The sequence below is a fragment of the Streptomyces camponoticapitis genome (assembly GCF_014646115.1).
GTDB lineage: Bacteria > Actinomycetota > Actinomycetes > Streptomycetales > Streptomycetaceae > Streptomyces > Streptomyces camponoticapitis.
Window position 1 is genome coordinate 83452 of the sequence record NZ_BMMV01000013.1, and the last position, 24384, is coordinate 107835.

General features: G+C 71.4%; 19 protein-coding genes. 15 read left to right on the forward strand and 4 right to left on the reverse strand.

Going from position 1 to position 24384, the window contains the following annotated elements; translation table 11 throughout:
* The first annotated feature begins 56 nt into the window (after positions 1 to 56).
* The 3 genes from IEY79_RS20580 to IEY79_RS20590 all read left to right on the forward strand — a co-directional run bounded on the left by IEY79_RS20580 (position 57) and on the right by IEY79_RS20590 (position 3724).
* Positions 57 to 716: a histidine phosphatase family protein gene (locus IEY79_RS20580; RefSeq protein WP_189109018.1), complete on the forward strand. Its 660-nt coding sequence runs from the start codon at positions 57 to 59 to the stop codon at positions 714 to 716.
* Positions 717 to 728: 12 nt separating this feature from the next.
* Positions 729 to 1646 carry an ADP-ribosylglycohydrolase family protein gene (locus IEY79_RS20585; RefSeq protein ID WP_189109019.1) on the forward strand — a complete coding sequence of 306 codons (918 nt, stop codon included), beginning with the start codon at positions 729 to 731 and terminating at the stop codon, positions 1644 to 1646.
* 263 nt (positions 1647 to 1909) lie between these two features.
* Positions 1910 to 3724 carry a DUF4153 domain-containing protein gene (locus IEY79_RS20590; protein WP_229700996.1) on the forward strand — a complete coding sequence of 605 codons (1815 nt, stop codon included), beginning with the start codon at positions 1910 to 1912 and terminating at the stop codon, positions 3722 to 3724.
* Positions 3725 to 3816: 92 nt separating this feature from the next.
* Here IEY79_RS20590 and IEY79_RS20595 read toward each other — a convergent pair whose 3' ends face one another.
* Complete coding sequence (locus tag IEY79_RS20595; RefSeq protein ID WP_189109020.1) at positions 3817 to 5370, reverse strand: MFS transporter; 1554 nt, start codon at positions 5368 to 5370, stop codon at positions 3817 to 3819.
* Positions 5371 to 5499: 129 nt separating this feature from the next.
* Here IEY79_RS20595 and IEY79_RS20600 point away from each other — a divergent pair, with 129 nt between their 5' ends.
* From IEY79_RS20600 to IEY79_RS20610, 3 genes are all read left to right on the forward strand, one after another.
* A complete protein-coding gene (locus tag IEY79_RS20600; RefSeq protein WP_189109021.1) occupies positions 5500 to 6126 on the forward strand; it encodes a TetR/AcrR family transcriptional regulator in 627 nt (208 codons plus the stop codon).
* Positions 6127 to 6317: 191 nt separating this feature from the next.
* Positions 6318 to 7028, forward strand: a complete 711-nt coding sequence (gene rnhB / locus IEY79_RS20605; protein ID WP_189109022.1) for a ribonuclease HII — start codon at positions 6318 to 6320, stop codon at positions 7026 to 7028.
* Between the two features lie 154 nt (positions 7029 to 7182).
* On the forward strand, positions 7183 to 7833 hold the full coding sequence (locus IEY79_RS20610) for a hypothetical protein (protein ID WP_189109023.1): 651 nt from the start codon (positions 7183 to 7185) through the stop codon (positions 7831 to 7833).
* 112 nt (positions 7834 to 7945) lie between these two features.
* On the opposite strand, the gene IEY79_RS20615 is transcribed toward IEY79_RS20610, so the two are convergent.
* Both IEY79_RS20615 and IEY79_RS20620 read right to left on the reverse strand, forming a co-directional pair.
* On the reverse strand, positions 7946 to 8572 hold the full coding sequence (locus tag IEY79_RS20615; RefSeq protein ID WP_189109024.1) for a hypothetical protein: 627 nt from the start codon (positions 8570 to 8572) through the stop codon (positions 7946 to 7948).
* A gap of 229 nt (positions 8573 to 8801) precedes the next feature.
* Entirely contained in the window at positions 8802 to 10973 is a 2172-nt protein-coding gene (locus tag IEY79_RS20620) for a RecQ family ATP-dependent DNA helicase (protein WP_189109025.1), read from the reverse strand.
* A gap of 110 nt (positions 10974 to 11083) precedes the next feature.
* Between IEY79_RS20620 and IEY79_RS20625 the strand changes: the two genes are divergently transcribed.
* The 6 genes from IEY79_RS20625 (at position 11084) to IEY79_RS20650 (ending at position 19401) form a co-directional block, all read left to right on the forward strand.
* Positions 11084 to 12469, forward strand: a complete 1386-nt coding sequence (locus IEY79_RS20625; protein ID WP_189109026.1) for a DUF4192 domain-containing protein — start codon at positions 11084 to 11086, stop codon at positions 12467 to 12469.
* Between the two features lie 257 nt (positions 12470 to 12726).
* A complete protein-coding gene (locus IEY79_RS20630; RefSeq protein WP_189109027.1) occupies positions 12727 to 13488 on the forward strand; it encodes an NUDIX hydrolase in 762 nt (253 codons plus the stop codon).
* Between the two features lie 199 nt (positions 13489 to 13687).
* The gene (locus tag IEY79_RS20635) at positions 13688 to 15433 is read left to right on the forward strand and encodes an ATP-binding cassette domain-containing protein (RefSeq protein WP_189109028.1); all 1746 of its coding nucleotides are present in this window, start codon (positions 13688 to 13690) and stop codon (positions 15431 to 15433) included.
* 159 nt (positions 15434 to 15592) lie between these two features.
* Complete coding sequence (locus IEY79_RS20640; protein WP_189109029.1) at positions 15593 to 16480, forward strand: FadR/GntR family transcriptional regulator; 888 nt, start codon at positions 15593 to 15595, stop codon at positions 16478 to 16480.
* Between the two features lie 379 nt (positions 16481 to 16859).
* A complete protein-coding gene (locus tag IEY79_RS20645) occupies positions 16860 to 18407 on the forward strand; it encodes an RNA polymerase sigma factor (RefSeq protein ID WP_189109030.1) in 1548 nt (515 codons plus the stop codon).
* Between the two features lie 145 nt (positions 18408 to 18552).
* Positions 18553 to 19401 carry a S1 family peptidase gene (locus IEY79_RS20650; protein WP_189109031.1) on the forward strand — a complete coding sequence of 283 codons (849 nt, stop codon included), beginning with the start codon at positions 18553 to 18555 and terminating at the stop codon, positions 19399 to 19401.
* A gap of 128 nt (positions 19402 to 19529) precedes the next feature.
* On the opposite strand, the gene IEY79_RS20655 is transcribed toward IEY79_RS20650, so the two are convergent.
* Positions 19530 to 19760, reverse strand: a complete 231-nt coding sequence (locus IEY79_RS20655; protein WP_023538184.1) for a DUF7455 domain-containing protein — start codon at positions 19758 to 19760, stop codon at positions 19530 to 19532.
* Positions 19761 to 20193: 433 nt separating this feature from the next.
* Between IEY79_RS20655 and IEY79_RS20660 the strand changes: the two genes are divergently transcribed.
* From IEY79_RS20660 to IEY79_RS20670, 3 genes are all read left to right on the forward strand, one after another.
* Positions 20194 to 22320, forward strand: coding sequence for a DNA gyrase/topoisomerase IV subunit B (locus tag IEY79_RS20660; protein ID WP_189109032.1), 2127 nt, complete (start codon positions 20194 to 20196; stop codon positions 22318 to 22320).
* A 114-nt stretch (positions 22321 to 22434) separates the two neighbouring features.
* A complete protein-coding gene (locus IEY79_RS20665; RefSeq protein ID WP_189109033.1) occupies positions 22435 to 23691 on the forward strand; it encodes a sensor histidine kinase in 1257 nt (418 codons plus the stop codon).
* Entirely contained in the window at positions 23688 to 24356 is a 669-nt protein-coding gene (locus tag IEY79_RS20670; RefSeq protein WP_189109034.1) for a response regulator transcription factor, read from the forward strand. Before IEY79_RS20665 ends, IEY79_RS20670 begins: the two co-directional genes overlap by 4 nt.
* The last annotated feature ends 28 nt before the right edge of the window (positions 24357 to 24384 follow it).

The following is a 24384-nucleotide window of genomic DNA, read 5'->3' on the forward strand; positions in this document are numbered from 1 at the left end:
GGCGTGACGCAGGGGGTCGTCGCCCCGTCCGGAACCGCGCGATCTAGGGTCGAGCCATGGTGAGACCGCGACGTATCGTCCTAGTCCGGCACGGCGAGTCGGAAGGCAACTCCGACGACACGGTGTACGAACGGGAGCCCGACCACTCCCTGAGGCTCACCGACAACGGACGGCGCCAGGCCGAGGAGGCGGGCGCACGGCTGCGCGAGGAGTTCGGCCAGGAGCGGGTGAGCGTGTACGTGTCGCCCTACCGCCGAACCCACGAGACGTTCCGCGCCTTCGGCCTCGACCCGGATCTGGTGCGGGTACGCGAGGAGCCCCGGCTGCGCGAACAGGACTGGGGCAACTGGCAGGACCCCGAGGACGTACGGCTCCAGAAGGCGTACCGCGACGCGTACGGGCACTTCTTCTACCGCTTCGCCCAGGGCGAGTCCGGCGCCGACGTGTACGACCGGGTCGACGCCTTCCTGGAGAGCCTGCACCGCAGCTTCGAGGCCGCCGACCATCCCCCCAACGTTCTGCTGATCACCCACGGTCTGACCATGCGCCTCTTCTGCATGCGCTGGTTCCACTGGTCCGTCGCCGAGTTCGAGTCGCTGTCCAATCCCGGCAACGGGGAGTCCCGGACACTGCTGCTCGGCGAGGACGGGCGGTACACCCTGGACCGCCCTTTCGAGCGCTGGCGGACCCCGAAGCCGTACGGCGTCACCGGTTAGAGTGAGGGGGCGATGACCGCTGACACCACACCCCCTCCCCCCGACCCGCGCTTCCGGCGCGCAATGGCAAGCCTGCGCGGGCTCTCCGTAGGAGACGCGCTCGGCTCACAGTTCTTCGTCCCCGTGAACCATCCGCTGCTCAAGCGGCGCGAACTGCCGCCCGGCCCGTGGCAGTGGACGGACGACGCCGAGATGGCCACCTCGGTCCTGGCCGTCCTCGCCGTCCACGGACGCGTCGACCAGGACGCGCTCGCGCACTCCTTCGCCACGCACCACGACTTCGACCGTGGTTACGGCCCCGCGGTGAACCGCATGCTCCGGCTGGTCAGGGAGGGCGGCGACTGGCGGGAACTGGCCGCCGGACTCTTCAACGGCCAGGGCTCCTGGGGCAACGGCGCCGCCATGCGGATCGCGCCGCTCGGTGCCTGGTACGCCGGCGACCCCGAGCAGGCCACGCACCAGGCCGAGATCTCCGCGTACACGACACATCAGCACCGCGAGGCCGTGGCCGGTGCGATGGCGGTGGCCGCGGCGACCGCCATCGCCGCCGGGCCGGCCGGACCGCCCGCCCCGGGGGACCTGCTCGACGGCGTCATCGCGCTCGTGCCCCGCAGCGCCGTCGGCGCCGGGCTCCGACGGGCGCGGGACATGCTCGACTACGAGGACGCCGGTACGGTCGCCGCGGTGCTCGGCAGCGGACGGCGTACGACAGCGCACGACACCGTCCCCTTCGCGCTCTGGTCGGCGGCCCGTTCGCTCGGCGACTTCGAGCAGGCCTTCTGGAACACGGCGCAGGTGGGCGGCGACGTCGACACGAACTGCGCCATCGTCGGGGGAGTGGTCGCGGCGGTGGACGCCGGCGCCCCACCGGACCTGTGGGTCCAGCAGACGGAAGCGCTGCCCGACTGGCTGCCGGCAGGGCCGCGCTGACGACGTCGCCCGAGGGTGTCCTCCACCGTAGGAGGCGCTCCCTGAAGAGGCAGTTCCGCGCGTCCTCTTGAAGAGGCGCACTCGGCGCGACTGTCACGGTCCCGCCACAGACTCCCTCCGGAACGGGCGCTGCCGCCGCCTGGCGCTAGCCTCGGCCCATCGCCGCCTCGTTGATCATCCACGGGGTGTGCGCCTACGTGAGCCCGGGACCCACGCACCGACCTGTCGGCCTGCGCATGGCACCCGGGCGGGGAGGGGGGCCAGTGTCAGACACGCCATCGAATGCGAACGAGGCATCGGAACCGGCAGCGGGTGGGGAGCCGGGGGAGCGGCGGGAGTCGCCGCGGCCGCGTGAGGCCGCCGCGGAGCAGGACATCCAGGACGCGGTGCCGCGCGCGCGGACCGTACCGGCGACGACGGGCGCCCCGGCGCGGGCCGGCGCCGAGGCGGGAACCCGCACCGCGCCCCACCGGCCCGCCTCGACGCACAGCGGACGCCGGCCGCAGTCGCCGCATCCCACCAACTGGCAGCAGTGGCAGCCCACCAGAAACGATCCTCCCGCCTGGATCGGCGAGATCAGCTCCGACGAACCCGCCCGCGTCGGCGTCGCCACCCTCTGGTGCGTCGCCGTCACCGGCCTGCTCAGCGCGCTGCTTCTCGGTGAAGGGCTCGGGCTCAACCTGCTGATCGTGAGCGTGCCCGCCGCGCTCGCCGCGTACTTCGCCGCCCGGGAGGCCGGACGGCGGCTGCGCCCCTGGACCCTGGTCTGGGCCGTCGGCGGCGTCGCGCTGCTCTCGGTCCCCGCCCTGCGCGACGCGGGCTGGCCGACGTTCCTCGCCGTGACGTCGGCGCTCGCGCTCGGTTCCCTCGCCCTGCACGGCTGCCGCACCTGGCCGGGCGTCGTCCTCGGCCCGTTCGGGCTGTTCGGCTCGCTCGGCACCGGCCTGTTCTGGGGTGTCAAGGGCGTGCGCGAGCGCGCCGAGGGCTCGCGGGGCCGGTGGGCACCCGTCGTCCGTACGGCGGCGGCCGCGGTCCTCCTGCTCATCGTCTTCGGCGCGCTCTTCGCGAGCGCCGACGCCGCTTTCGCCGATCTGCTCGGCGGGCTCACGCCCGATGTCTCCGTCGCCGACGGACCGTGGCGCACGCTGCTCTTCGTCCTCGGCGTCGTGGGCGCCCTGGCTGCCGCGCACACGGCGGCGGCGCCACTGCGCTGGGACCGGATCACCGTACGGCCGGGGACCGCGCGGAACCGGATCGAGTGGGCCCTGCCGCTGATCGTGCTCAACCTGCTCTTCGCCGTCTTCATCGGCGTGCAGCTCACCGTGCTGTTCGGCGGCTACGACAAGGTCCTGAGCGAGACCGGTCTGACCTACTCCGAGTACGCCACGCAGGGCTTCTGGCAACTGCTCGGCGCCACCCTGCTCACCCTGCTGGTGATAGGTCTCGCGCGGCGCTGGGCACCGCGCGACGGAGCCAGGGACCGCACGCTCGTGAACGCCGTCCTCGGGGTTCTGTGCGCTCTCACACTGGTCGTCGTCGCGTCCGCGCTGCGCCGCATGGACCTGTACGTGGACGCGTACGGGCTGACGCGACTGCGTGTCTCGGTGGCCGCGATGGAGCTCTGGCTCGGGGTCGTGATCGTCCTGATCATGGCCGCCGGTGTGTTCGGCGGGCGCTGGCTGCCGCGTGCCGTCGCCGTCAGCGGTGCGGCGGGCGTTCTGATCTTCGGACTGATGTCGCCGGACGCGCTCGTCGCCGAGCGGAACGTCGACCGCTACCGGACCGCCGACAAGATCGACATCGGATACTTCCAGCAGCTCTCGGCCGACGCCGTACCGGCACTCGACACCCTTCCCGAGCCGCTGCGCTCCTGCGCGCTGGAGGGCATCGCGCGAGGACTGGGCGGGTCGGACGAGCCGTGGTACGCGACGAGTTGGGGCGAGTCGAAGGCGAGGGAGATCCTTCGCGACCGGCCGATCGAGCCTCGTTGGGAGGACTGCTCGGCGCTGAGCGCGACGAACGATTCGGTCGGCGGGCGCGACTCGTACGTGGACGGACACACCGGCGACGGTTACTGAGGGCGCTTCGCCCGGCGGGCCTCGCGGGCCGGCCGGGCGCCGTCACCTCCTGCGTACGGGACGTCCTCCCCCTCGGGACGTCCCGTACGGTTCTACGCGACCGGCCCGGCGGCACCCGCCTTGCCGCTCAGCGCCTCCAGGTCGCTCTTGCGTACGCGTACCACCAGCGTCGCCGTCAGCAGCGCCAGGAGCACCATGCCCACGGCGGCCATGAAGGCGGTCGAGATGCCCTGCGTCAGTACCTCGTGACCCCAGCGCCCCGGCATCTCGTGGGTCTGGGCGAACTGCGCCTTCTCGGCCGGTGACGCCTCCGCCATGAACGACGGCAGCTGCTTCTCGGCCTCGTTGCGGCTCGCCGTGCCGAAGACGGTGACCAGGATGGACAGTCCGAGCGAACCGCCCACCTGCTGGCTCGCGTTGAGCAGGCCCGACGCGGCGCCGGCCTCGTGCTGCGCGACCCCGGAGACGGCGGTCAGCGTGAGGGTCACGAAGTTGAGCCCCATGCCGAAGCCGAAGAGGACCATCGGACCGAGCACACCGCTCGCGTACGAACTCTCGGGAGTGATCAGCGTCTGCCAGAAGAGTCCGAGACCCGTGATCGTCGAGCCGACGACCATGAACGGCTTCGGGCCGAGCACCGGCAGCAGCCGCTGCGAGAGTCCGGCTCCCAGGCCGATCGCGAGGGTCACGGGCAGGAACGCGAGGCCGGACTCGATCGGGCTGTAGTCGAGCACGTTCTGCACGAACAGCACGATGAAGAAGAACATCCCGAACATGGCCGCGGCCAGGCTCAGCATGATGACGTAGGTGCCCGATCTGTTCCGGTCGGCGAACATCCTCAGTGGAGTGATCGGTTCCTTCGCCCGCGACTCGACGAGGGCGAAGGCGGCGAGCAGGATGACGGCCGCCGCGAACGACCCGATGGTGACCGAGTCGCGCCAGCCCTCCTCCGAGGCCCGGATGAATCCGTAGACGAGCGAGGCCATGCCGAGGGTGGACGTCGCGGCGCCGGAGAGGTCGAAACGGCCCGGATGCCGCTTGGACTCGCTGATGTACATGGGCGCCAGTACGGCGATCAGCACGCCGATCGGCACGTTGACGAAGAACACCCAGCGCCAGTCGAGCCACTCGGTGAGCATGCCGCCGGCCAGCAGGCCGAGCGCGCCACCGCCCGCCGAGACCGCGGCGAAGACTCCGAAGGCCCTGTTCCGTGCGGGTCCTTCGGGGAACGTGGTGGTGATGAGGGCGAGCGAGGTGGGTGAGGCGATGGCGCCGCCGACCCCCTGGAGCGCCCGGGCGGCGAGGAGCTGCCACGGCTCCTGGGCGAAACCGCCGAGGAGCGAGGCGAAGGTGAAGAGCAGGATGCCGGTCATGAAGACGCGGCGGCGGCCGAGGATGTCGCCGGCGCGGCCGCCGAGCAGCAGCAGACCACCGAAGGTGAGCGTGTAGGCGCTCAGGACCCAGGAGAGGTCCGTGGTGGAGAAACTGAGGGCATCCTGGATGTGCGGGAGCGCGATATTCACAATCGTCGCGTCGAGTACGACCATGAGTTGGCAGGCCGCGATGACGGTCAGCGCGATCCCGGGCCGCCCTTCCCGGCGGGCCGCACCCGGCTCGCGTTCTGCTTCGAGTTGAGAGGTTGTCACTACGAGTCCCCCAAGTGAATTAGTGAACGGATGCGTTCACTGTGTCGTCCACGGTAGTGAGTCCCCATCAGTGAACGCAACCGTTCACTGAAGCTGCCGTCTGAATCTTTGCCTCATGGAGATCTGCTGATGGTTACTTCACGCTCGTCGACCACCGCTCGGTCGCGGACAGTGGTGCCACGACGTCGCGGACCGGTGCTTGAACGCGCGATCCTCGACGCCGCGTTGGAGCAATTGAGCACGGTGGGCTGGAACGGGCTGACCATGGAGGGCGTCGCCGCCGAGGCGCAGACCGGCAAGGCCGCGGTCTACCGGCGCTGGCCTTCCAAGGAGGACCTCGTCGCCGACGCGCTGGCGTCCGGGCTCCCTTCGCTCGACGACGCCCCCGACCTCGGCGGAATCCGCGACGACCTCTACGAGTTGACGCGGCTGGTGCGGGAGGCGATGTACTCGCGGCCGGGCTGGGCGCTCCGCGCCGTCCTCCACGAGTGCGACCAGTCGGCGTCCGAGCGTTTCCACGCGCTGATCATGAGCGGCGTGATCGAACCGTCGGCCAAGCTGTTCGGGGAAGTCGTCCACCGGGGTATCCGGCGGGGTGACGTACGGCCCGACGCCACCGGCTCGCTGGTCTTCGACGTCATCCCGGCCGTACTGATGTACCGGTCGAAGGTGTGCGCCAGCGAGTGGCCCGACACGGAGATCGCGGAGCTCATCGACCAGGTCATGCTGCCGCTGCTGCGGTCGTCGTCGGACTGAGGCCCGGCTCCACCGCGAGCCCGGCGGTGCGGCGAAGTCCCGTGCGGCCGGGCCCGCGTCGTACGGCCCCGCGCCGAGGGCGTGTTGGGGCGTACGGCGCTTCGCGGCGAGGAGTGGGGCAGGTGGCCGCGTGCGGCCGGGGGAACCCGGGGTGACGCGCGGGCGGGCCGCGGCGTAACCTTGCAGACGTCATGCCGTACGAACCACCCACCCACGCCGTAGAGCGATCGCTCCGCGCCACCACCGGTGCCAAGATCATCGCTGGTGTCGACGAGGTCGGACGCGGAGCGTGGGCGGGACCGGTGACGGTCTGCGCGGCCGTCACGGGCCTGCGCCGGGCCCCCGTCGGACTCACCGACTCCAAACTGATCACTCCCAAGCGCCGTGCCGACATGGCGCTGGAGCTCCAGTCGTGGGTGACCTCCCACGCGATAGGGCACGCCTCGCCGGAGGAGATCGACGAGCGGGGGATGACGGCGGCGCTGCGGCTCGCCGCCGAACGCGCCCTGAACGCACTGCCGGTGCGGCCCGACGCCGTGATCCTGGACGGCAAACACGACTACCTCGGCAAGCCCTGGCAGGTCCGGACGGTCATCAAGGGTGACATCTCCTGTGTCTCGGTGGCCGCCGCCTCGGTGCTGGCCAAGGTCCGCAGGGACACGATGATGGCCGAACTGGCCGCCACGTCGGAGGAATGCGAGGGTTTCGCCTTCCACGACAACGCCGGATATCCCTCGCCGGTGCACAAGGCGGCGCTGCTGGAACGGGGGCCGACCTCGCACCACCGGCTCTCGTGGGCGTATCTCGACGCGCTGCCCCGGTGGCGCCATCTCAAGAAGGTCAGGATCTCCGCCGAGGCGGAGCTGCTGGAGAGCGAGGGTCAGCTCGGCTTCGACTTCTGACCCGGACGACCTGACGTCGAGCGCCCCGGCGCTGTCCGGTTCCGGCGAGTACGGCCGTCGCACCGCCCCGGCCCTGCTCGGCGAGCGATACATATGGCGCGGATGTGCCCACCCGCCGGTGACTTGCGCGTCTGCGTTTGATAGACATCCACTCATGCCTCTCATCCCCGAGGAGCCTCAGATTCACGAGAGTGCCCAGGGTCCGCGCGCCACTCCGGCCACCGGCCGCACCGCGTCGAACCCCCGTCCCGTTCCCGGTCCGCGTCCCGTACCCGGCCCGCGTGCCGTCCCGGGGCCGCGGTCCGCGTCCACACCGCGTCCCGGACATCCCGGTCGCGGTCCCGCGAGGCCCGCGCCGCCGGAGCGCTCGCAGACTCCCGCCGAACGGCCCGCCGCCGTCCCGCAGGAGACCCGTTCCGAACCTCAGATCCAACTGATCCCCGCCTCGGTGGACGGTGCGCTGGACGCCGCCGAGGAGGCGGTCGACCTGCTGCTGGACTCCGGCCGCGCGCCGGGCGACATCCTCGTGCTCACCACGGGCGAACAGCACCCGTGGGCCGCCCACGAGCTGTCCTTCGGTGAGAGCTCCTACTGGGAGCAGCACGACACGGGCGGGGACGTCTTCTTCGCCGACGCGTCGGCGCTGGACCGCGCGAAGGCGCGGCCCGTGGTCGTCGTGGCGCTCAACGGCGGCGACGACACCGCCGCGCGCGTACTGCCGGCGGCCAGGGAGCGGGCCGCCGCGCTGCTCGTCGTGTGCGGTGACCCCCAGCGGGTCAACTCCGCGCTCGGCGCCGGCGTCTGACGGCGATCCCACCCGGCCGAGGGCCGAGGCCGGAGCACGCGGCCCCGGTCCGGGCCGGGCACGACCCGGCTGCCCGCGTGGGCGGCCGGGCCTGAGGCGATGACGCGAGCGGTCAGCGGGCCGCCGCGTGGCGTAGCGCCTCCACCGCGCCTCCACCGGAACGTACCGGTGCGGGAGACGCGTCGGACACCGTCTCGGCGAGACTCTCGGGCACCGACTCGGAGCTGGGCCGTCGGCCGCCCCGTCCCTCGCCCAGCACCTGCCAGCCGCCACGCGTCAGGGTGATGTACGCGCCGCAGCGCAGGCCATGCAGGGTGCAGGCGTCCCGCAGCCCCCACATCCACGCGCCGTCCTCCTCGGTCCAACGCTCGTCGCCGTCGCGGCAGTAGAGGAGTACGGCGGTGCGCACCGGTGTGCGGCGGCGCAGATCGTGCGGGATGACCCGGCGCAGGTGCGCCAGCAGGGAGTTCCGGAACTCCCAGCCGTCGACCGGCACCGCCCGCGGGGCGAACGAGGCGCTGGCCGAGAGACGTTCCTCATGGTCGAGCACGGCGACGATCGCGGTCGCGGGGGTCGGCCGGTGCCGGGAGTGCAGGCCGCTGACGACCTCGCGGGGGTTACGGAGCAGGGGTATGCCGGCGGCCGCCCACTCGGCGGGCTCCAGCATCCTGGCGAGGCGGGTGACGGAATCGGCTGTCGTGATCGATGAGGCTGCGGACGGAGCGAATCCGAAGGTCACGTTCCTCCCTTCGCATACGCGCCCACAGTGCGGGCAGGGTCGGGTGAGGCACGCCGCGGCACAGTCCCTCCGGACCGCGAACAGTCCGACCGTGCGGGGGGCTTCTCCAATTCTTGCGGGCACTTGGGCGGGCGGCAACGAGCAATTGGCGCCGCTGACCGGAATGGGCGGGAATGGCGCTCATATCCCTGCCTTGAACCTTCCCCTTCGGGGGCCTTCTGATACGTGGTCACGTCTGGACCGCGAGGACCAGCGGGAACACTCCTTCGGCTCCGGCCCTGCGCAGCAGTCGTGTGGCCACCGCCAACGTCCATCCTGTGTCGGAGAGATCGTCGACGAGAAGAACCGGACCCGCCGCCGAGGTGAGGGCCTCGGCCAACTCCGGTGACACGGTGAACGCCTCGTGCAGCGCCCGTACCCGCTGGGCGCTGTTGGTGCGGGAGATGTGGGTGTCCTGCGCGCCCGGCGCGTACTCGACGGTGCCCAGCAGCGGCATCCGGCCCACCTCGGAGATCCGGCTGCCCAGCGACCCCACGAGCTGCGGCTTGCTCCGCGAGGCAACGGTCACGACACCCACGGGACGCGGCGGTGCGTCGTCGAGCCCGGACGCCCAACCGCCGGGCCCCTTCGCCCAGTCGGCGAGGACGCTCACCACGGCGTCCACCACGTCGTCGGGGACCGGGCCGTCCGGCGACTGCGGCGCCAGCATCGGGCGCAGTCTGTTGCCCCACCCGATGTCCGAGAGCCGGCCGAGCGCCCGGCCGGGGAGACTCCGCTCGTCGGCGGGGACACGGCCCCTCAGGTCGACGCCCACCGCGGTCAGCCCGGTCGGCCACATCTTGCGCGGCTCCACATCCACGCCGGGCCTGCCCAACTCGCCCCGGGCCGCGTCCAGGGCGGCGCCGGAGACCTTGTCCGCGAACCGCGCCCCCGCGCAGTTGTCGCAGCGCCCGCAGGGAGCCGCGTCCTCGTCGTCCAACTGGAGCCGCAGGAACTCCATCCGGCAGGCCGTCGTCGTCGCGTAGTCCCGCATCGCCTGCTGCTCGCTCTGCCGCTGGCGCGCCACCCACGCGTACCGCTCCGCGTCGTACACCCAGGGCCGGCCGGTGCTGGTCCAGCCGCCCTTGACCCGGTGCACCGCGCCGTCCACGTCGAGCACCTTGAGCATCGTCTCCAGCCGGGTCCGCCGCAGCTCGACCAGCGGTTCGAGAGCGGGCAGGGACAGGGGCCTGTCCGCATGCGCCAGGACGTCGAGGGTGCGCCGGACGAGCTCCTCCGGCGGGAAGGCCACCGAGGCGAAGTACTGCCAGATCGCCTCGTCCTCCTTGCCGGGGAGCAGCAGCACCTCCGCGTGCTCCACCCCGCGCCCGGCACGGCCCACCTGCTGGTAGTAGGCGATGGGGGAGGAGGGAGAGCCGAGATGGACGACGAAGCCGAGGTCGGGCTTGTCGAATCCCATGCCCAGCGCGGACGTGGCGACCAGCGCCTTGACGCGGTTGGCGAGCAGGTCCTCCTCGGCCTGCTGGCGGTCCGCGTTCTCCGTACGGCCCGTGTACGAGGTGACGGTGTGGCCGCACTGGCGGAGATAAGCGGTGACCTCCTCGGCCGCCGCGACGGTGAGGGTGTAGATGATCCCGGAGCCCGGAAGCTCGGCCAGATGATCGGCGAGCCAGCCCAGACGGTGCGCGGCGTCCGGCAGTCTGAGCACGCTGAGACTCAGGCTCTCCCTGTCCAGCGCACCGCGCAGCACGAGCGCGTCCGTGCCCGCTCCCGTGCCCAGCTGCTCCGCGACGTCGGCCGTCACGCGTGCGTTCGCCGTGGCGGTGGTGGCCAGCACCGGGACGCCCGACGGCAGCTCGGCGAGCATCGTGCGCAGCCGGCGGTAGTCGGGGCGGAAGTCGTGCCCCCAGTCGGAGATGCAGTGCGCCTCGTCCACCACCAGCAGGCCCGTGGCCGCCGACAGGGCGGGCAGGACCTGGTCGCGGAAGTCGGGATTGTTGAGCCGCTCGGGGCTGACCAGCAGGACGTCGACCTCGCCGGCCGCCACCTCGGCCTGGATCGTCTCCCACTCCTCCGAATTGGACGAGTTGATCGTGCGCGCGCTGATCCCGGCGCGGGCGGCGGCCTCCACCTGGTTGCGCATGAGCGCCAGCAGCGGGGAGACGATCACGGTCGGGCCGCTGCCCCGGGCGCGAAGCAGGGACGTGGCGACGAAATACACCGCGGACTTGCCCCAGCCCGTCCGCTGCACGACCAGCGCCCTGCGTTTGTCGGCGACGAGCGCTTCGATCGCCCGCCACTGGTCCTCGCGCAGGCGGGCAGCGCCGGTGGCGTCACCGACAAGACGGGCGAGGACGGAGTCGGCCGAGGCCCGGAGAGCTGCGCGTTCTGCGTTGGTCATGCCCCCATGCAACCTGATGGCGCGGACAAAGCGCGAATGCCGGAGCCCGCCTGTGGATAACGTTATCCACAGGGGTCGCGGGATTCTGGCTTCCGCGGGACCGTCGAGTCATGAACAAGCACAGCGAACCGACCCGTCCCGCCGACGAGCAGCAGGTCACCCTGCGCAGCCCTGCCGAACTCGCCGATGCCCTGCCATTTCTGATGGGCTTCCATCCCTCCGACTCGATCGTGCTCGTCGCGCTGCACGGCGACGAGGGCCGCTTCGGCGGGCGGCTGAGGCTCGGCATCCCGCGCTCGCCCCGCGAATGGGCGCCCGTCTCCGAGCAGTTGGCCGCGTGCCTGGTGGAGGGGAGTTATCGGCGGGGGTCCCGGCCGGACGGGATTGTGGCCTTCCTCTGCCAGGACCCGGAGGACGGTGCCACGGGCCGTCGCGTACGCGACCGCCTGCATCCCCTCGCGCAGCTGATCCGCACGAGCTTCGGCAGCCTCGACATCCCCGTGCACGAGGTGCTGTGCATCTCCGACGGCCGGTTCTGGTCCTACTGCTGCCCGGACACGCGCTGCTGCCCACCGGAAGGCACCCCGCTGGCGCTGCCCGGCACATCCGTGATGGCCGCGGCGTCCATCTACGCGGGGATCCAAGTGCGCGGATCCCTGCGGGAGATGGAGGCGCGACTGGAGCCGTGGCGCGGTTCGGCCGCCCGGACGGTGAAGCAGGAAGAGGCGCTGGACGAGGCCGCGGGCGCGCTGGTGCCGATGATTCTGGGCGGTGGGAATCGCGAGGAGGTCGGCGCGTCGACGCTCCGGGCGGCCCGCGGACTGATGGACCGCCTGGCCCGGACACCACCCGCGCCGCCGAGCAGGCCGGACAGCGGGCGGGCCGCCGGGGGTATCGGCGAGGGCCCCGACACCGCGGACGACCGGCTCATCGCGGACGATGAAGCGGCGGCGGTCATCATCGGCCTGCAGGACAGGGAGGTCCGCGACCGGGCGGCGCAGTGGATGGAGGGCCCGGACGCCGAGCCGGCGCTGCGGCTCTGGCGGGCCCTGGCACGTCGATGCGTCGGCTCCTATGCCGAGCACGCGGTCGCACCGCTCACCCTGGCCGGGTGGGTGGCCTGGTCCTGCGGAGACGAACCGTCGGCCCGGGTCGCCCTCGGACTGGCCCTGCGCCTCGACCCCTCGTACACCTTCGCCCAGCTCCTTCATCAGGCCTTCAACGAAGGGCTCGACCCGGAGACCCTGCGGCGCTGCATGTGCGCCGAGCGCATCGCCACCGCGAGCCCAGAGCCTCGCCAGGTGCGGCAGTCCCCGACGAAGCAGGCCAGGAAGACGATGAAGAGGGTGGTGAAGAGAGCGACGATCAAGAAGGCGGCGAGCAGGAAGGAGGCACCCGGGACGGTGCCGTCACCGAGGTCCCGTCCCGGCGCGCCGGCGGCACGCGGCCGGGCCGCCGGCCGCGGTGGGCGGCGGGACACGAAGAGCGGCAGGTGAGGGCGGGGCCCGCCGCACGCGCCGCGTGCCCGGTGAGGTGAGCGGGGGTGTGACAGCGCCCCGCACCCCAGCCCCTCACCCGACGCCCCTCACGGGCCGTACGGACGTCGCTTCCGACGCCCTGCCGGAAGCCGAACGGACGAGTGGGCGGCCACCGGGTCCGGGCGCCGTGGAGCCCGGCACAGGGGCGGCGAAGAAGTCGGCGGACCTGAGCGGAACGGGTGTTTATCGTCAGGCAGACGACTAAGATCACCGCCATGTCGCCCTACGACCCGTCGGCTTACCCCCCATTCGCAGTCACCGTCGACCTGGTCGTGCTCACCGTGCGCCGCCACGCCCTGTGTGCCCTGGTCGTGCGGCGTGGTGAGGCCCCTTTCCAGGGGCGCTGGGCGCTGCCCGGCGGCTTCGTCAAGGGCGATGAGGATCTTGGTGCGGCGGCCGCGCGCGAGCTGGCGGAGGAGACGGGGCTGTGCGCCCACGACCCGGCGTCGCCCGCGGCGAACGGAGCCCATCTCGAACAGCTCGCCACCTACGGCGCCCCGGAGCGCGACCCGCGGATGAGGGTCGTCAGCGTGGCCCATCTGGCACTCGCGCCCGACCTTCCCGCGCCCCGCGCGGGCGGTGACGCCAACAGCGCCCGCTGGGCACCCGTGGACGCGCTGCTTGACCACGACGGCGGCTTCGGCCGCGACGGCGAACAGCCCGCGCCACTCGCCTTCGACCACGCGCGCATCCTCGGGGACGGGGTGGAGCGGGCCCGTTCCAAGATCGAGTACTCCTCCCTGGCCACCGCCTTCTGCCCGGCGGAGTTCACGGTCGGCGAGCTGCGCAGGGTGTACGAGGCGGTGTGGGGTGTCGCGCTCGATCCCCGGAACTTCCACCGCAAGGTGACCGGCACCCCCGGTTTCCTGGTGCCTTCCGGCGGCACCACCACACGGCAGGGCGGGCGGCCCGCCCAGCTGTTCCGGGCCGGCGGGGCCACGGTCCTCAACCCGCCGATGCTGCGTCCCGAGGTCTGAGCCCGCCGCCCGACACCCCTGGGGTCGGTCTTCCGGATCCTGCCGGGCAGCGCGCCCAGTCATGCCCGCTGCCTGATCCGGCCTGATCCAAAAGACAGACCCTGGTCGCCACCCTGCGCAACAAGTCGGACATGTCGCGTTATCGTGCTGCGGTACCCATACTGCCGCCGAGCGGTCTCACCTCCCCGCGAGAGAAGCGATGCTCCAGGCCATCGGACTCACCAGCACCCCCCACCGCGACCTTCCGCCCGCCGTGGACGATCTGACCTTCGAGGCCGCGTCCGGCAGCGTCACGGCGCTGCTCGGCGCCGAGGGCGCCGGCAAGACCACCGCGCTGCGGCTGATGCTCGAACTCGAATCCGGCCGCGGAATCACATACTTCCGTGGTCGCCCCCTCCACCGCATCGCCCACCCGGCCCGTGAGGTCGGCGTCCTGCTCGGCGACGTGCCCGGCCACCCCGCGCGCACCACCAAGGGCCAGCTCCGTATGCTCTGCGCCGCCGCCGGCGTGCCCGCCGCGCGTGCCGACGCCCTGCTCGACCTGGTCGGTATCGGCGCGCTGCGCGACGAACCGCTGGGCACCCTCTCCCTCGGCATGGACCGCCGACTCGGCCTCGCCGCCGCCCTGTTGGGCGACCCGCACACGCTCGTCCTCGACGAACCGGCCGCCGGTCTCTCCCCCCGCGAGATCAACTGGCTGCACGGACTGCTGCGGACGCACGCGGCCCAGGGCGGCACTGTTCTCTACACGACCAGTGATCCCAAGGAGGCGGCCCGCACCGCCGATCGCGTCGTCACCGTCCACGAAGGCCGGCTCGTCGCCGACCAGGAGGCCGCCGACTTCGCACGGACCCGGCTGCGCCCGCGCGTCGTCATCCGTACCCCGCACGCGGCCAGGCTCGCCGACGCCGTGAACCGCGAGGCGCGCGCAGACCGGCGCTCCGTCGAGGTCGTCACCGACTCCGGCGGGCGGCTGACCGTCTTCGGCAGCAACTGCGCCGAGTTGGGTGAGACGGCCTTCCGGCACCACATCCTCGTCCACCAACTCGCCGACGAGACAGGAGACACCGGCCCGGCGCCCCCGGTGGTCCCGGTGCAGGCCTCAGAGGTACGGCGGACACCCGCGGAGCCCGGTACCGGCCCCCTGTCGCCTCCGCTGCCCGCGCGGCCCGTGCGCAGCCCTCTGCGCCCCTTCCGCTACGAGCTCCGCCGCTTCCTCGGCGTACGGACCCCCTGGCTGGTCGCCGCCGCCGTCCTGGTCGCCTCCGTCGCCCTGACCCTGCCGCTCGCCCGTACCGGCAACACGCCGCTGCCCGGCCTCCTCGCGGCCTGGCCATCGTTCCTCCCGCTGCCACCCGCCGCCCTGGGGGCGGGTCTGCTCGGCGCGTTCGCCTTCGGCGACGAATACCGCTACCCGGCGCTCGCCGCGGGACGGGGCACGGTTCCGCGCCGCATCGGCCTGCTGCTGGCCAAACTCACCGTCACCGGCGCGGCGGCCCTGCTGCTCGCCGCCCTCACCGTCGTCGTCGACTCGGGGGCCATGAGACTGGTGTACGGCGGCGGAACGGACGTTGTGCCCCCGGACTGGCCCCCGCTCGCGGCGAGTTGGGCGGGACTGACCGTCGGCTGCGCCTGGGCGGGTCTGCTGGGGGCCGGCATCTTCCGGGTCACCGGCGCGGGAGTCGCCGCCGTGCTCGCCGTCCCCGTCGTGGTCGTCCCCCTCCTGCAGAAGGGGCTTGCCGTCCCGTCAGCGCGTTCGATCGTCGGACTGCCGGCCAGGCTGCGTGAACTGGCGTGGCCCCAATGGCCGGAGGCCGCCGACCGTTGGCTGGTGGCGACCGGCCGGGTGCTTTCCCAGCCCGTCGGGGCGGCGCTGACGCTGTCGTTGTCCGCCCTGCTCTGCGCGTATCTGTTCACGAGCCTTCGCCGCAGGGCCCGTTGGTGATCGCCGGGTGACCGGAGCTGTCGCACCTGCCCATAACTCCCTGATTCCGCCCGCTTCTTTACGATAAGTCGTCAATCGAAGGGCGGGCGCCGATCACCCTTTCGTGTGCTTTTCACCAAAGACCTCAAGGGGCCGACGAGCGGAGCCGACAAAGGATGCGTGAGTACCCTTGCGCACACCATGATGACCGCCGCCCGCTCCGTCGACTCCGGCCTCCCGGCCCCGGGCGGAATCGACCGCTACCCCTACGCGGAGGCGCCCGGCGCCGACCGCGTTCCCACCCCCGCCTGGGAAGGCGCGGACAACGAGTTGGGCCGGGTGGGCCGACGCTCGGCGGGCAGCCGGGGCCGTGGACTGCACGGCCAACTCGTCCAGCAGCTCGGCCAGATGATCGTCTCCGGCGATCTGGGCGCCGACCGGCCGCTCGTGCCGGAGGAGATCGGCCAGCGCTTCGAGGTCTCCCGCACGGTGGTCCGCGAGTCGCTGCGCGTCCTGGAGGCCAAGGGCCTCGTCAGCGCCCGCCCCAACGTCGGCACCCGCGTCCGGCCGGTCAGCGACTGGAATCTGCTGGACGCCGACATCATCGAGTGGCGGGCGTTCGGGCCGCAACGTGACGACCAGCGCCGCGAGCTGACCGAGCTGCGCTGGACGATCGAGCCGCTCGCGGCCCGTCTCGCCGCCGGCCACGGCCGGGAGGACGTCCAGCAGCGGCTGGGCGACATGGTCGAGATCATGGGCCACGCCATCGCCCAGGGCGACTCGATCACGTTCTCGCGCGCCGACGCCGAGTTCCACTCCCTGCTGATCCAGCTCGCGGGCAACCGGATGCTGGAGCACCTCTCGGGGATCGTCTCGGCGGCCCTCCAGGTCTCCGGCGGCCCCGTCACCGGCTGTGACCGCCCCACCGACGCGTCTCTCGCGCACCACGCGCGGATCGTCGAGGCCCTCGCGGCGGGCGACTCCCAGGGGGCCGAAGCCGCCATGCGGCAGCTTCTGATGGTCCACCCTGAAGTGGAACGAGTCGTTCCCGCGCCGCGCGAGCACTGACCGCGTCACCGGGGTACCGAGGGCGAGTCCCGCGGTGCCGAGCAGGAAGAGAGAGGTCAGGACGGACGGGGGCGTACGCGTCACGTGCCGCCGGACCCCAGGGCCCGGCGGCACGAATGCGCGATAAATTCCTTCTGGCTGCTTTGCCGTAAATGAGGTGTGACTCGGGCCACGTGGATTGGGCGTAACACTCCGCGAGGCAGGGCGATGACCTAAGAGGTGACAGCCACGGAGGGAACAGCGCCACGAGGAGTGGCGTTGTACGCAGCCTCCGAGGTCCAGCCCGCGCCGTCGGCGCATCCCCAGTCGACGGTCGTCGGCTCCGCCCCGATCCTTGGGGGGAGCCGGAAGCCGTTTCCATCGTTCCGAGAGGTTGTTCGTGTCGGCCAGCACATCCCGTACGCTCCCGCCGGAGATCGCCGAGTCCGAGTCTGTGATGGCGCTCATCGAGCGGGGAAAGGCTGATGGGCAGATCGCCGGCGACGACGTGCGTCGGGCCTTCGAGGCTGACCAGATTCCGCCAACCCAGTGGAAGAATGTTCTGCGCAGCCTCAACCAGATCCTCGAGGAAGAGGGTGTGACGCTGATGGTCAGTGCCGCGGAGTCGCCGAAGCGCGCCCGCAAGAGCGTCGCTGCGAAGAGCCCGGCGAAGCGCACCGCCACCAAGACAGTCGCCGCCAAGACCGTTCATACGAAGACCGTCGCGGCCACCGCCGCCCCGGTCGCCGAGACCGTCGAGACGCCCGCCGACGAGAGTGCCGCGCCCGCCAAGAAGGCGGCCGCGAAGAAGACCGTGGCCAAGAAGGCGGCGGCCAAGAAGACCGCCGTCAAGAAGGTCGCGGCGAAGAAGACCGCGGGCAAGAAGGACGCCGACGAGGCCGCCGAGGGCGAGGAGACCGCCGAGGAGGTCCAGGCGGGCAAGGGCGAGGAGGAGGAGACCGAGGGCGAGAGCAAGGGCTTCGTCCTCTCCGACGACGACGAGGACGACGCGCCCGCCCAGCAGGTCGCCGTCGCGGGCGCCACCGCCGACCCGGTCAAGGACTACCTCAAGCAGATCGGCAAGGTCCCCCTCCTCAACGCCGAGCAGGAGGTCGAGCTCGCCAAGCGCATCGAGGCGGGTCTGTTCGCCGAGGACAAGCTGGCGAACGCCGACAAGCTCGCCCCCAAGCTCAAGCGCGAGCTGGAGATCATCGCCGAGGACGGGCGCCGCGCCAAGAACCACCTGCTGGAGGCCAACCTCCGTCTGGTGGTCTCGCTGGCCAAGCGCTACACCGGCCGCGGCATGCTCTTCCTGGACCTGATCCAGGAGGGCAACCTGGGTCTGATCCGCGCGGTCGAGAAGTTCGACTACACCAAGGGCTACAAGTTCTCCACGTACGCCACCTGGTGGATCCGGCAGGCGATCACCCGTGCCATGGCCGACCAGGCCCGCACCATCCGTATCCCGGTGCACATGGTCGAGGTCATCAACAAGCTCGCGCGCGTGCAGCGCCAGATGCTCCAGGACCTGGGCCGCGAGCCCACCCCGGAGGAGCTGGCCAAGGAGCTCGACATGACCCCTGAGAAGGTCATCGAGGTCCAGAAGTACGGTCGCGAGCCGATCTCCCTGCACACCCCGCTGGGTGAGGACGGGGACAGCGAGTTCGGTGACCTCATCGAGGACTCCGAGGCGGTCGTCCCGGCCGACGCGGTCAGCTTCACGCTTCTCCAGGAGCAGCTGCACTCGGTGCTCGACACGCTCTCCGAGCGTGAGGCCGGTGTGGTCTCCATGCGCTTCGGTCTCACCGACGGCCAGCCCAAGACGCTGGACGAGATCGGCAAGGTCTACGGCGTGACGCGTGAGCGCATTCGTCAGATCGAGTCCAAGACGATGTCCAAGCTCCGCCACCCGTCGCGTTCGCAGGTTCTGCGCGACTACCTGGACTAGGCCGGTTCTCCGTACCCGGCACAGCCCCTTCTGAGGGCCCGCGATCCCGACCGGGATGCGGGCCCTCAGGTGTTGCGGGGATGCGTTTGTCGGCTCAATGGGTGACTCTGTGTCAGTAGGAGTCACCGGAGAGTCAGGAGCCAGTATGCGTCGCCCTATTGCCCGAGTGCTCACGGGAGGACTGGCCACGATCGCCGCGGGGGCGGTGCTGCCGCTCGTGTCCCCCACGCCGGCCGCCGCGGACCGGGTGGTCGTGGGAGGGGAGCCGGCGCCGGCCGCGGAGAGTCCCTGGGTCGTGGCCCTGTCCAGCCGCGAGAGGTTCGGGGACACCCGCGCGGGCCAGTTCTGCGGTGGCGCGGTCGTGGCGCCGACGAAGGTGCTCACGGCCGCGCACTGCATGGGCAGGGACGTGCTCGGGGTGAAGCCCGAGGACGTGAGCGATCTGCGGGTCATCGCGGGCCGGGAGGAGCTGCGGGGCAAGGGCGGCAGGGAGGTCCGGGTCGGTTCCGTACGGATCGACCCGGCGTACGACCCGGCGAGCCACGCCTCGGACCTCGCGGTGCTGACGCTGGCGGAGCCGCTGCCCGCGCGGTACACCGTCCGTCCGGCCGATCCGGGCTCGGAGGCGTTGGCTCCGGGCACCCCGGCGAAGGTGTTCGGCTGGGGCGACACGACCGGTCAGGGCAGATACGCCTCCGCGCTGCGCTCCGCCCCGGTGACGGTCCTGACCGACTCCGAGTGCCGGCGGGCCTACCCCGGGGGCTCAGGGGGCCGCTACGAGGCCGCCACGATGCTCTGCGCCGGCGATCCCAGGGGCGGGCACGACGCCTGCCAGGGCGACAGCGGAGGGCCGCTGGTGGCCCGTGGGCGCCTCATCGGGCTGGTCTCGTGGGGCAGCGGCTGTGGGAAGGCCGGAAGCCCGGGGGTCTACACCCGGATCACCTCGGCGGTGGAGCAGGTGGCCGGGGCCGTCGGCACACGCCGTAAGGGCTGAGGAGGCGGGCCTGAGGGGCCGCGGCCCCGCTGATTCAACGAGAACGGACCGCCTTCCCGGTGTCTACCGGGGTGGCGGCCCGTCGGCCGGTCCTGGATCGGCCCTTGGCTCGTCGTGGATGCGAGGGATCAGTGTTCCTCTTCACCGGCGGCGGCCTGTACGGCCGTCAGTCGGTCTGTCTCATCCTGTATTTCCGCGGCGATCTTCTTGAGTTCCGGCTCGAACTTGCGTCCGTGGTGGGCGCAGAAGAGCAGTTCACCACCGCTGGTCAGGACGACGCGCAGATATGCCTGGGCGCCGCAGCGGTCGCAGCGGTCAGCGGCCGTCAGCGGGCTCGCGGGGGTCAGAACAGTAGTCACGTCGCCTCTTCTCTAGCTCGACGAGCTGTCGTACCAGGGTCAACATCCAACCAGGCCGAAAACGTTCCCGCTCGCGGCCTTTCCTCGAAACTTCTTCCCGAGGCGGCTGTCTGTTGCCGGTTGGCGGCGAATGAGCCGTATTGCTTAGCTTTACGGTTTCGCGTTGCTTGTCAGGGGGTCGATCCTCCCGGCCGGCTTGCCGGTTGTTGATGAGGACGTGCCCGGAGCCTAAATGGTTCATGCCTGGAAGGGAACGTGATGTGTGCTTCACTCCATCGAGGGATCGAACACCCATGCGAGCCTCGGCTAGCATGAGAATTCAATAGGGTGGCGCTACAACGGCTCTACCAGGCCTCTGTACCCTCTGAGCGGCGACCGATGCCGGGCCCTTACCCATCGGGCCACATTTCAAATTCAGCGAGGAGCGAACCGCGTGACCGCCGAGACGTCCGTGCCGTCCAGTGCGCTGCTGACCGCAGATCGTGACGGTTCCAACTACACCGCGCGGCACCTGCTCGTCCTTGAGGGGCTCGAAGCGGTCCGGAAGCGACCCGGTATGTACATCGGGTCCACCGACAGCCGCGGCCTGATGCATTGCCTGTGGGAAATCATCGACAACTCCGTCGACGAGGCCCTGGGGGGCTACTGCGACCGTATCGACGTCACTCTGCACGAGGACGGCTCCGTCGAGGTCAAGGACAACGGCCGGGGCATCCCCGTCGACGTCGAGCCCAAGACCGGCCTCTCCGGCATCGAGGTCGTCCTGACGAAGCTGCACGCGGGCGGAAAGTTCGGCGGCGGCTCGTACGCGGCCTCCGGCGGTCTGCATGGCGTGGGCGCCTCCGTCGTCAACGCGCTCTCCGCCCGGCTGGACGTCGAGGTCGACCGCAACAGCGCCACGCACGCGATCAGCTTCCGCCGCGGCGTCCCCGGCATGTTCACCGAATCGGGCCCCGACGCGCCCTTCGACCCCGCGAACGGACTCCTCAAGGGCAAGCGGGTGCCCAAGACGCGCACCGGCACCCGTATCCGGTACTGGGCCGACCGGCAGATCTTCCTCAAGGACGCCAGGCTCTCGCTGGAGACGCTGCACCAGCGGGCCCGGCAGACCGCCTTCCTCGTGCCGGGCCTCACCATCGTCGTACGCGACGAGCGGGCGGCCGGCGAGAGCGAGGGCGGCGACACGATAGAGGAGACGTTCCGCTACGACGGCGGGATCAGCGAGTTCTGCGAGTACCTGGCGCAGGACAAGGCCGTCTGCGACGTGCTGCGGCTGACCGGCCAGGGCGTCTTCAAGGAGACCGTGCCCGTTCTGGACGACCGCGGTCACATGACGCCCACCGAGGTCACCCGCGAGCTGGGCGTCGACATCGCGCTGCGCTGGGGCACCGGCTACGACACCACGATGCGCTCGTACGTCAACATCATCGCCACGCCCAAGGGCGGCACGCACATGACCGGCTTCGAGCGCTCGGTGACCAAGACGGTCAACGAGGCGCTGCGCTCGTCGAAGCTCCTGCGCGTCGCCGAGGACGACGTCGTCAAGGACGACGCCCTGGAGGGCCTCACCGCCGTGGTCACGGTGCGTCTGGCCGAGCCGCAGTTCGAGGGACAGACCAAGGAGATCCTGGGGACGTCGGCGGCCAACCGGATCGTCGCCAATGTCGTCTCCAAGGAGCTCAAGGAGTTCCTGACGTCGACCAAGCGCGATGCCAAGGCGCAGGCGCGGTCCGTGCTGGAGAAGGTCGTCGCCGCCGCCCGTACGCGTATCGCCGCCCGTCAGCACAAGGAGGCACAGCGCAGGAAGACGGCGCTGGAGACCTCCTCGCTGCCGGCCAAGCTGGCCGACTGCCGCAGCGACGACGTGGAGCGCAGCGAGCTGTTCATCGTCGAGGGGGACTCGGCGCTCGGTACGGCCAAGCTCGCCCGGAACAGTGAGTTCCAGGCACTGCTGCCGATCCGGGGCAAGATCCTCAACGTTCAGAAGTCCTCGGTGTCCGACATGCTGAAGAACACCGAGTGCGGCGCGATCATCCAGGTCATAGGGGCCGGGTCGGGCAGGACCTTCGACATCGACGCCGCGCGCTACGGCAAGATCGTGCTGCTGGTCGACGCCGATGTCGACGGGGCCCACATCCGCTGTCTGCTGCTGACGCTGTTCCAGCGCTACATGCGGCCGATGGTCGAGGCGGGGCGGGTGTTCGCGGCGGTTCCGCCCCTGCACCGGGTGGAGCTCGTGCAGCCCAAGAAGGGCCAGGACAAGTACGTCTACACGTACTCGGACAACGAGCTGCGGCAGACGCTCCTGGAGTTCCAGCGCAAGAACGTGCGCTACAAGGACTCCATCCAGCGCTACAAGGGCCTCGGCGAGATGGACGCCGACCAGCTCGCGGAGACCACGATGGACCCGCGCCACCGCACCCTGCGACGGATCAACATCGGGGACCTCGAATCGTCCGAGCAGGTCTTCGATCTGCTCATGGGCAACGAGGTCGCGCCGCGCAAGGAGTTCATCACCAGCTCGGCCGCGACGCTGGACCGCGCGCGGATCGACGTCTGACCCGGGCGGCTCCACCCACGGGTGGAGCCCGCCGCCCCTCCCCGCTCCACCCCGGAGAGGATTCCGCGAGCCGTCGCGCTCCGTAGCATCGGAGCCGAGAGAGAGGGCTTCGGGATGCCGATCGGTGCGGGGACCGCATGGCCGAGCAGGGAGGCGCTGACCCGGGTGGGGGTGCCTCCCATCAGGACGGCGCTGGACTATCTGCTGGCCGGTGCGATGGCCTGCTGGCTGGTCGTGACCGCGTACGCCGCGGATGTCTTCCACGGCTGGCAGGCGGTGCTGCCCGTGCTGGGCCTGCTCTGCTTCGTGGCGGCCGTGCTGCTCTTCTACCGGTGGACCGTCGCGGGGCGGCTGCTCCCCTCGCTGGGCCTCCTTCTCCTGGTCGCGCTCCTCGGGGTCGGCGCGGACGCGGCGGGGGCCGAGGCGACGGCCGGGCTGCTCTGGATCCTGGGCGCCGTCCTCGCGATGGACCGACTGCCCCTCGCGCCGGCCCTCGGTGTCTGGACGGCGCTGTTCGTGACCGTCGCGGTGGCGAACAGCGAGGGGCTCCCGGCCGTGGTGGCGACCATGAGCGCCGTCCTGCTCGGCGGCTACACGCTGCGGCTCGACGCACAGGCGCACGCCGCCGGATTCCGGCTGCTGGCGGAGGAGCGTGCCGCGCGGGCCGCCGAGGCCGAGTCGGCCGCGCTCGCCGAGCGGGCCAGGATCGCCCGCGAGATCCATGACGTGCTGGCCCACAGTCTCTCCGCCCAGCTCGTGCATCTTGAGGCGGCCCGGCTCCAGATCGAGGGCGGATACGACCGTGAACAGGTGCTGCGCAGGGTCGTCGAGGCGCGGGGCATGGCGAGGCAGGGACTGGCCGAGACGCGTCAGGCGCTCTCGGCGCTCCGCGGCCAGATGGTGCCCGTCGAGGACTACCTGCGCGAGCTGGCGGTCGACGGGGTGCGGACCGAGGTCGTGGGGGAGCCCCGGCTGCTGCCCGTGGAGGCCTCGCAGGCGGTACGCCGCGTCGCGCAGGAGGCCGTCACGAACGCGCGCAAGCACGCTCCGGGGGCCGACGTGACGATGCGGCTGGAGTACGGGGAGGGCGTGGTGACGCTGGAGGTACGGGACGACGGAACGGACGTGGCGGGCAGCGAACTGGCCGCCTCCGGCTCCGGGTTCGGTCTCCTGGGGATGCGGGAGCGGGCCGAACTGCTCGGCGGCAGTCTGGAGGCCGGACCCTCGGCCTCCGTAGGAGGCGGAGCCGGGGCGCGCGATTCCGCGTCCGGCGGCGATTCCGGCGGCGGGGACGCGAACGGCTCCGCCCGGCGTACCCGGTCCGAGGGCGCGGGCGAGGGCTTCACCGTGCGCCTGCGGGTGCCCGCATGACGGCCCGGGTGATCGTCGTCGACGACCAGGCCGTGGTGCGCGAGGGCATCGTCATGCTGCTCGGGCTGATGCCGGGCATCGATGTCGTCGGCGCCGCGAAGGACGGCCTGGAGGCGGTGACCCTTGTCGGTGAACTCGCAACGGACGTCGTCCTGATGGACCTGCGCATGCCCCGCTGCGACGGGGTCGAGGCGACCCGCTTGATCCGCGAGCGGTACCCGGCGACCCAGGTCGTGGTGCTCACCACCTACGACGACGACGATTCGCTGTTCCCCGCCCTCCGGGCCGGCGCGCGCGGCTATCTGACGAAGGACGCCGGCGGTGACGAGATCGTCAAGGCCGTCCAGGACGTGATGGCCGGGGACGCCGGGCTCGCCCCGGGGGCCCAGCGGCGGCTGCTGGAGCGGGTCAGCGCGGTCCCCGCCGTGACGGAGCGCGAGGCGGCCCCCGACGGGCTCACCGCCCGCGAGACCGAGGTGCTGTCCCTGGTCGCCGAGGGGCTCTCCAACCATGACATCGCCCGGCGGCTGCACATCGGCGCGGCCACGGTGAAGACCCATATCAACAACATCTTCGCCAAGGCGGGGGTACGCGACCGCGCGCAGGCGGTGCGTTACGCCTATCAGCACGGTCTTATCCGGCCACCCGGGACAAACGTCACCTGATGGGGTGAAGTCGGGGAGAGAAGAGTCC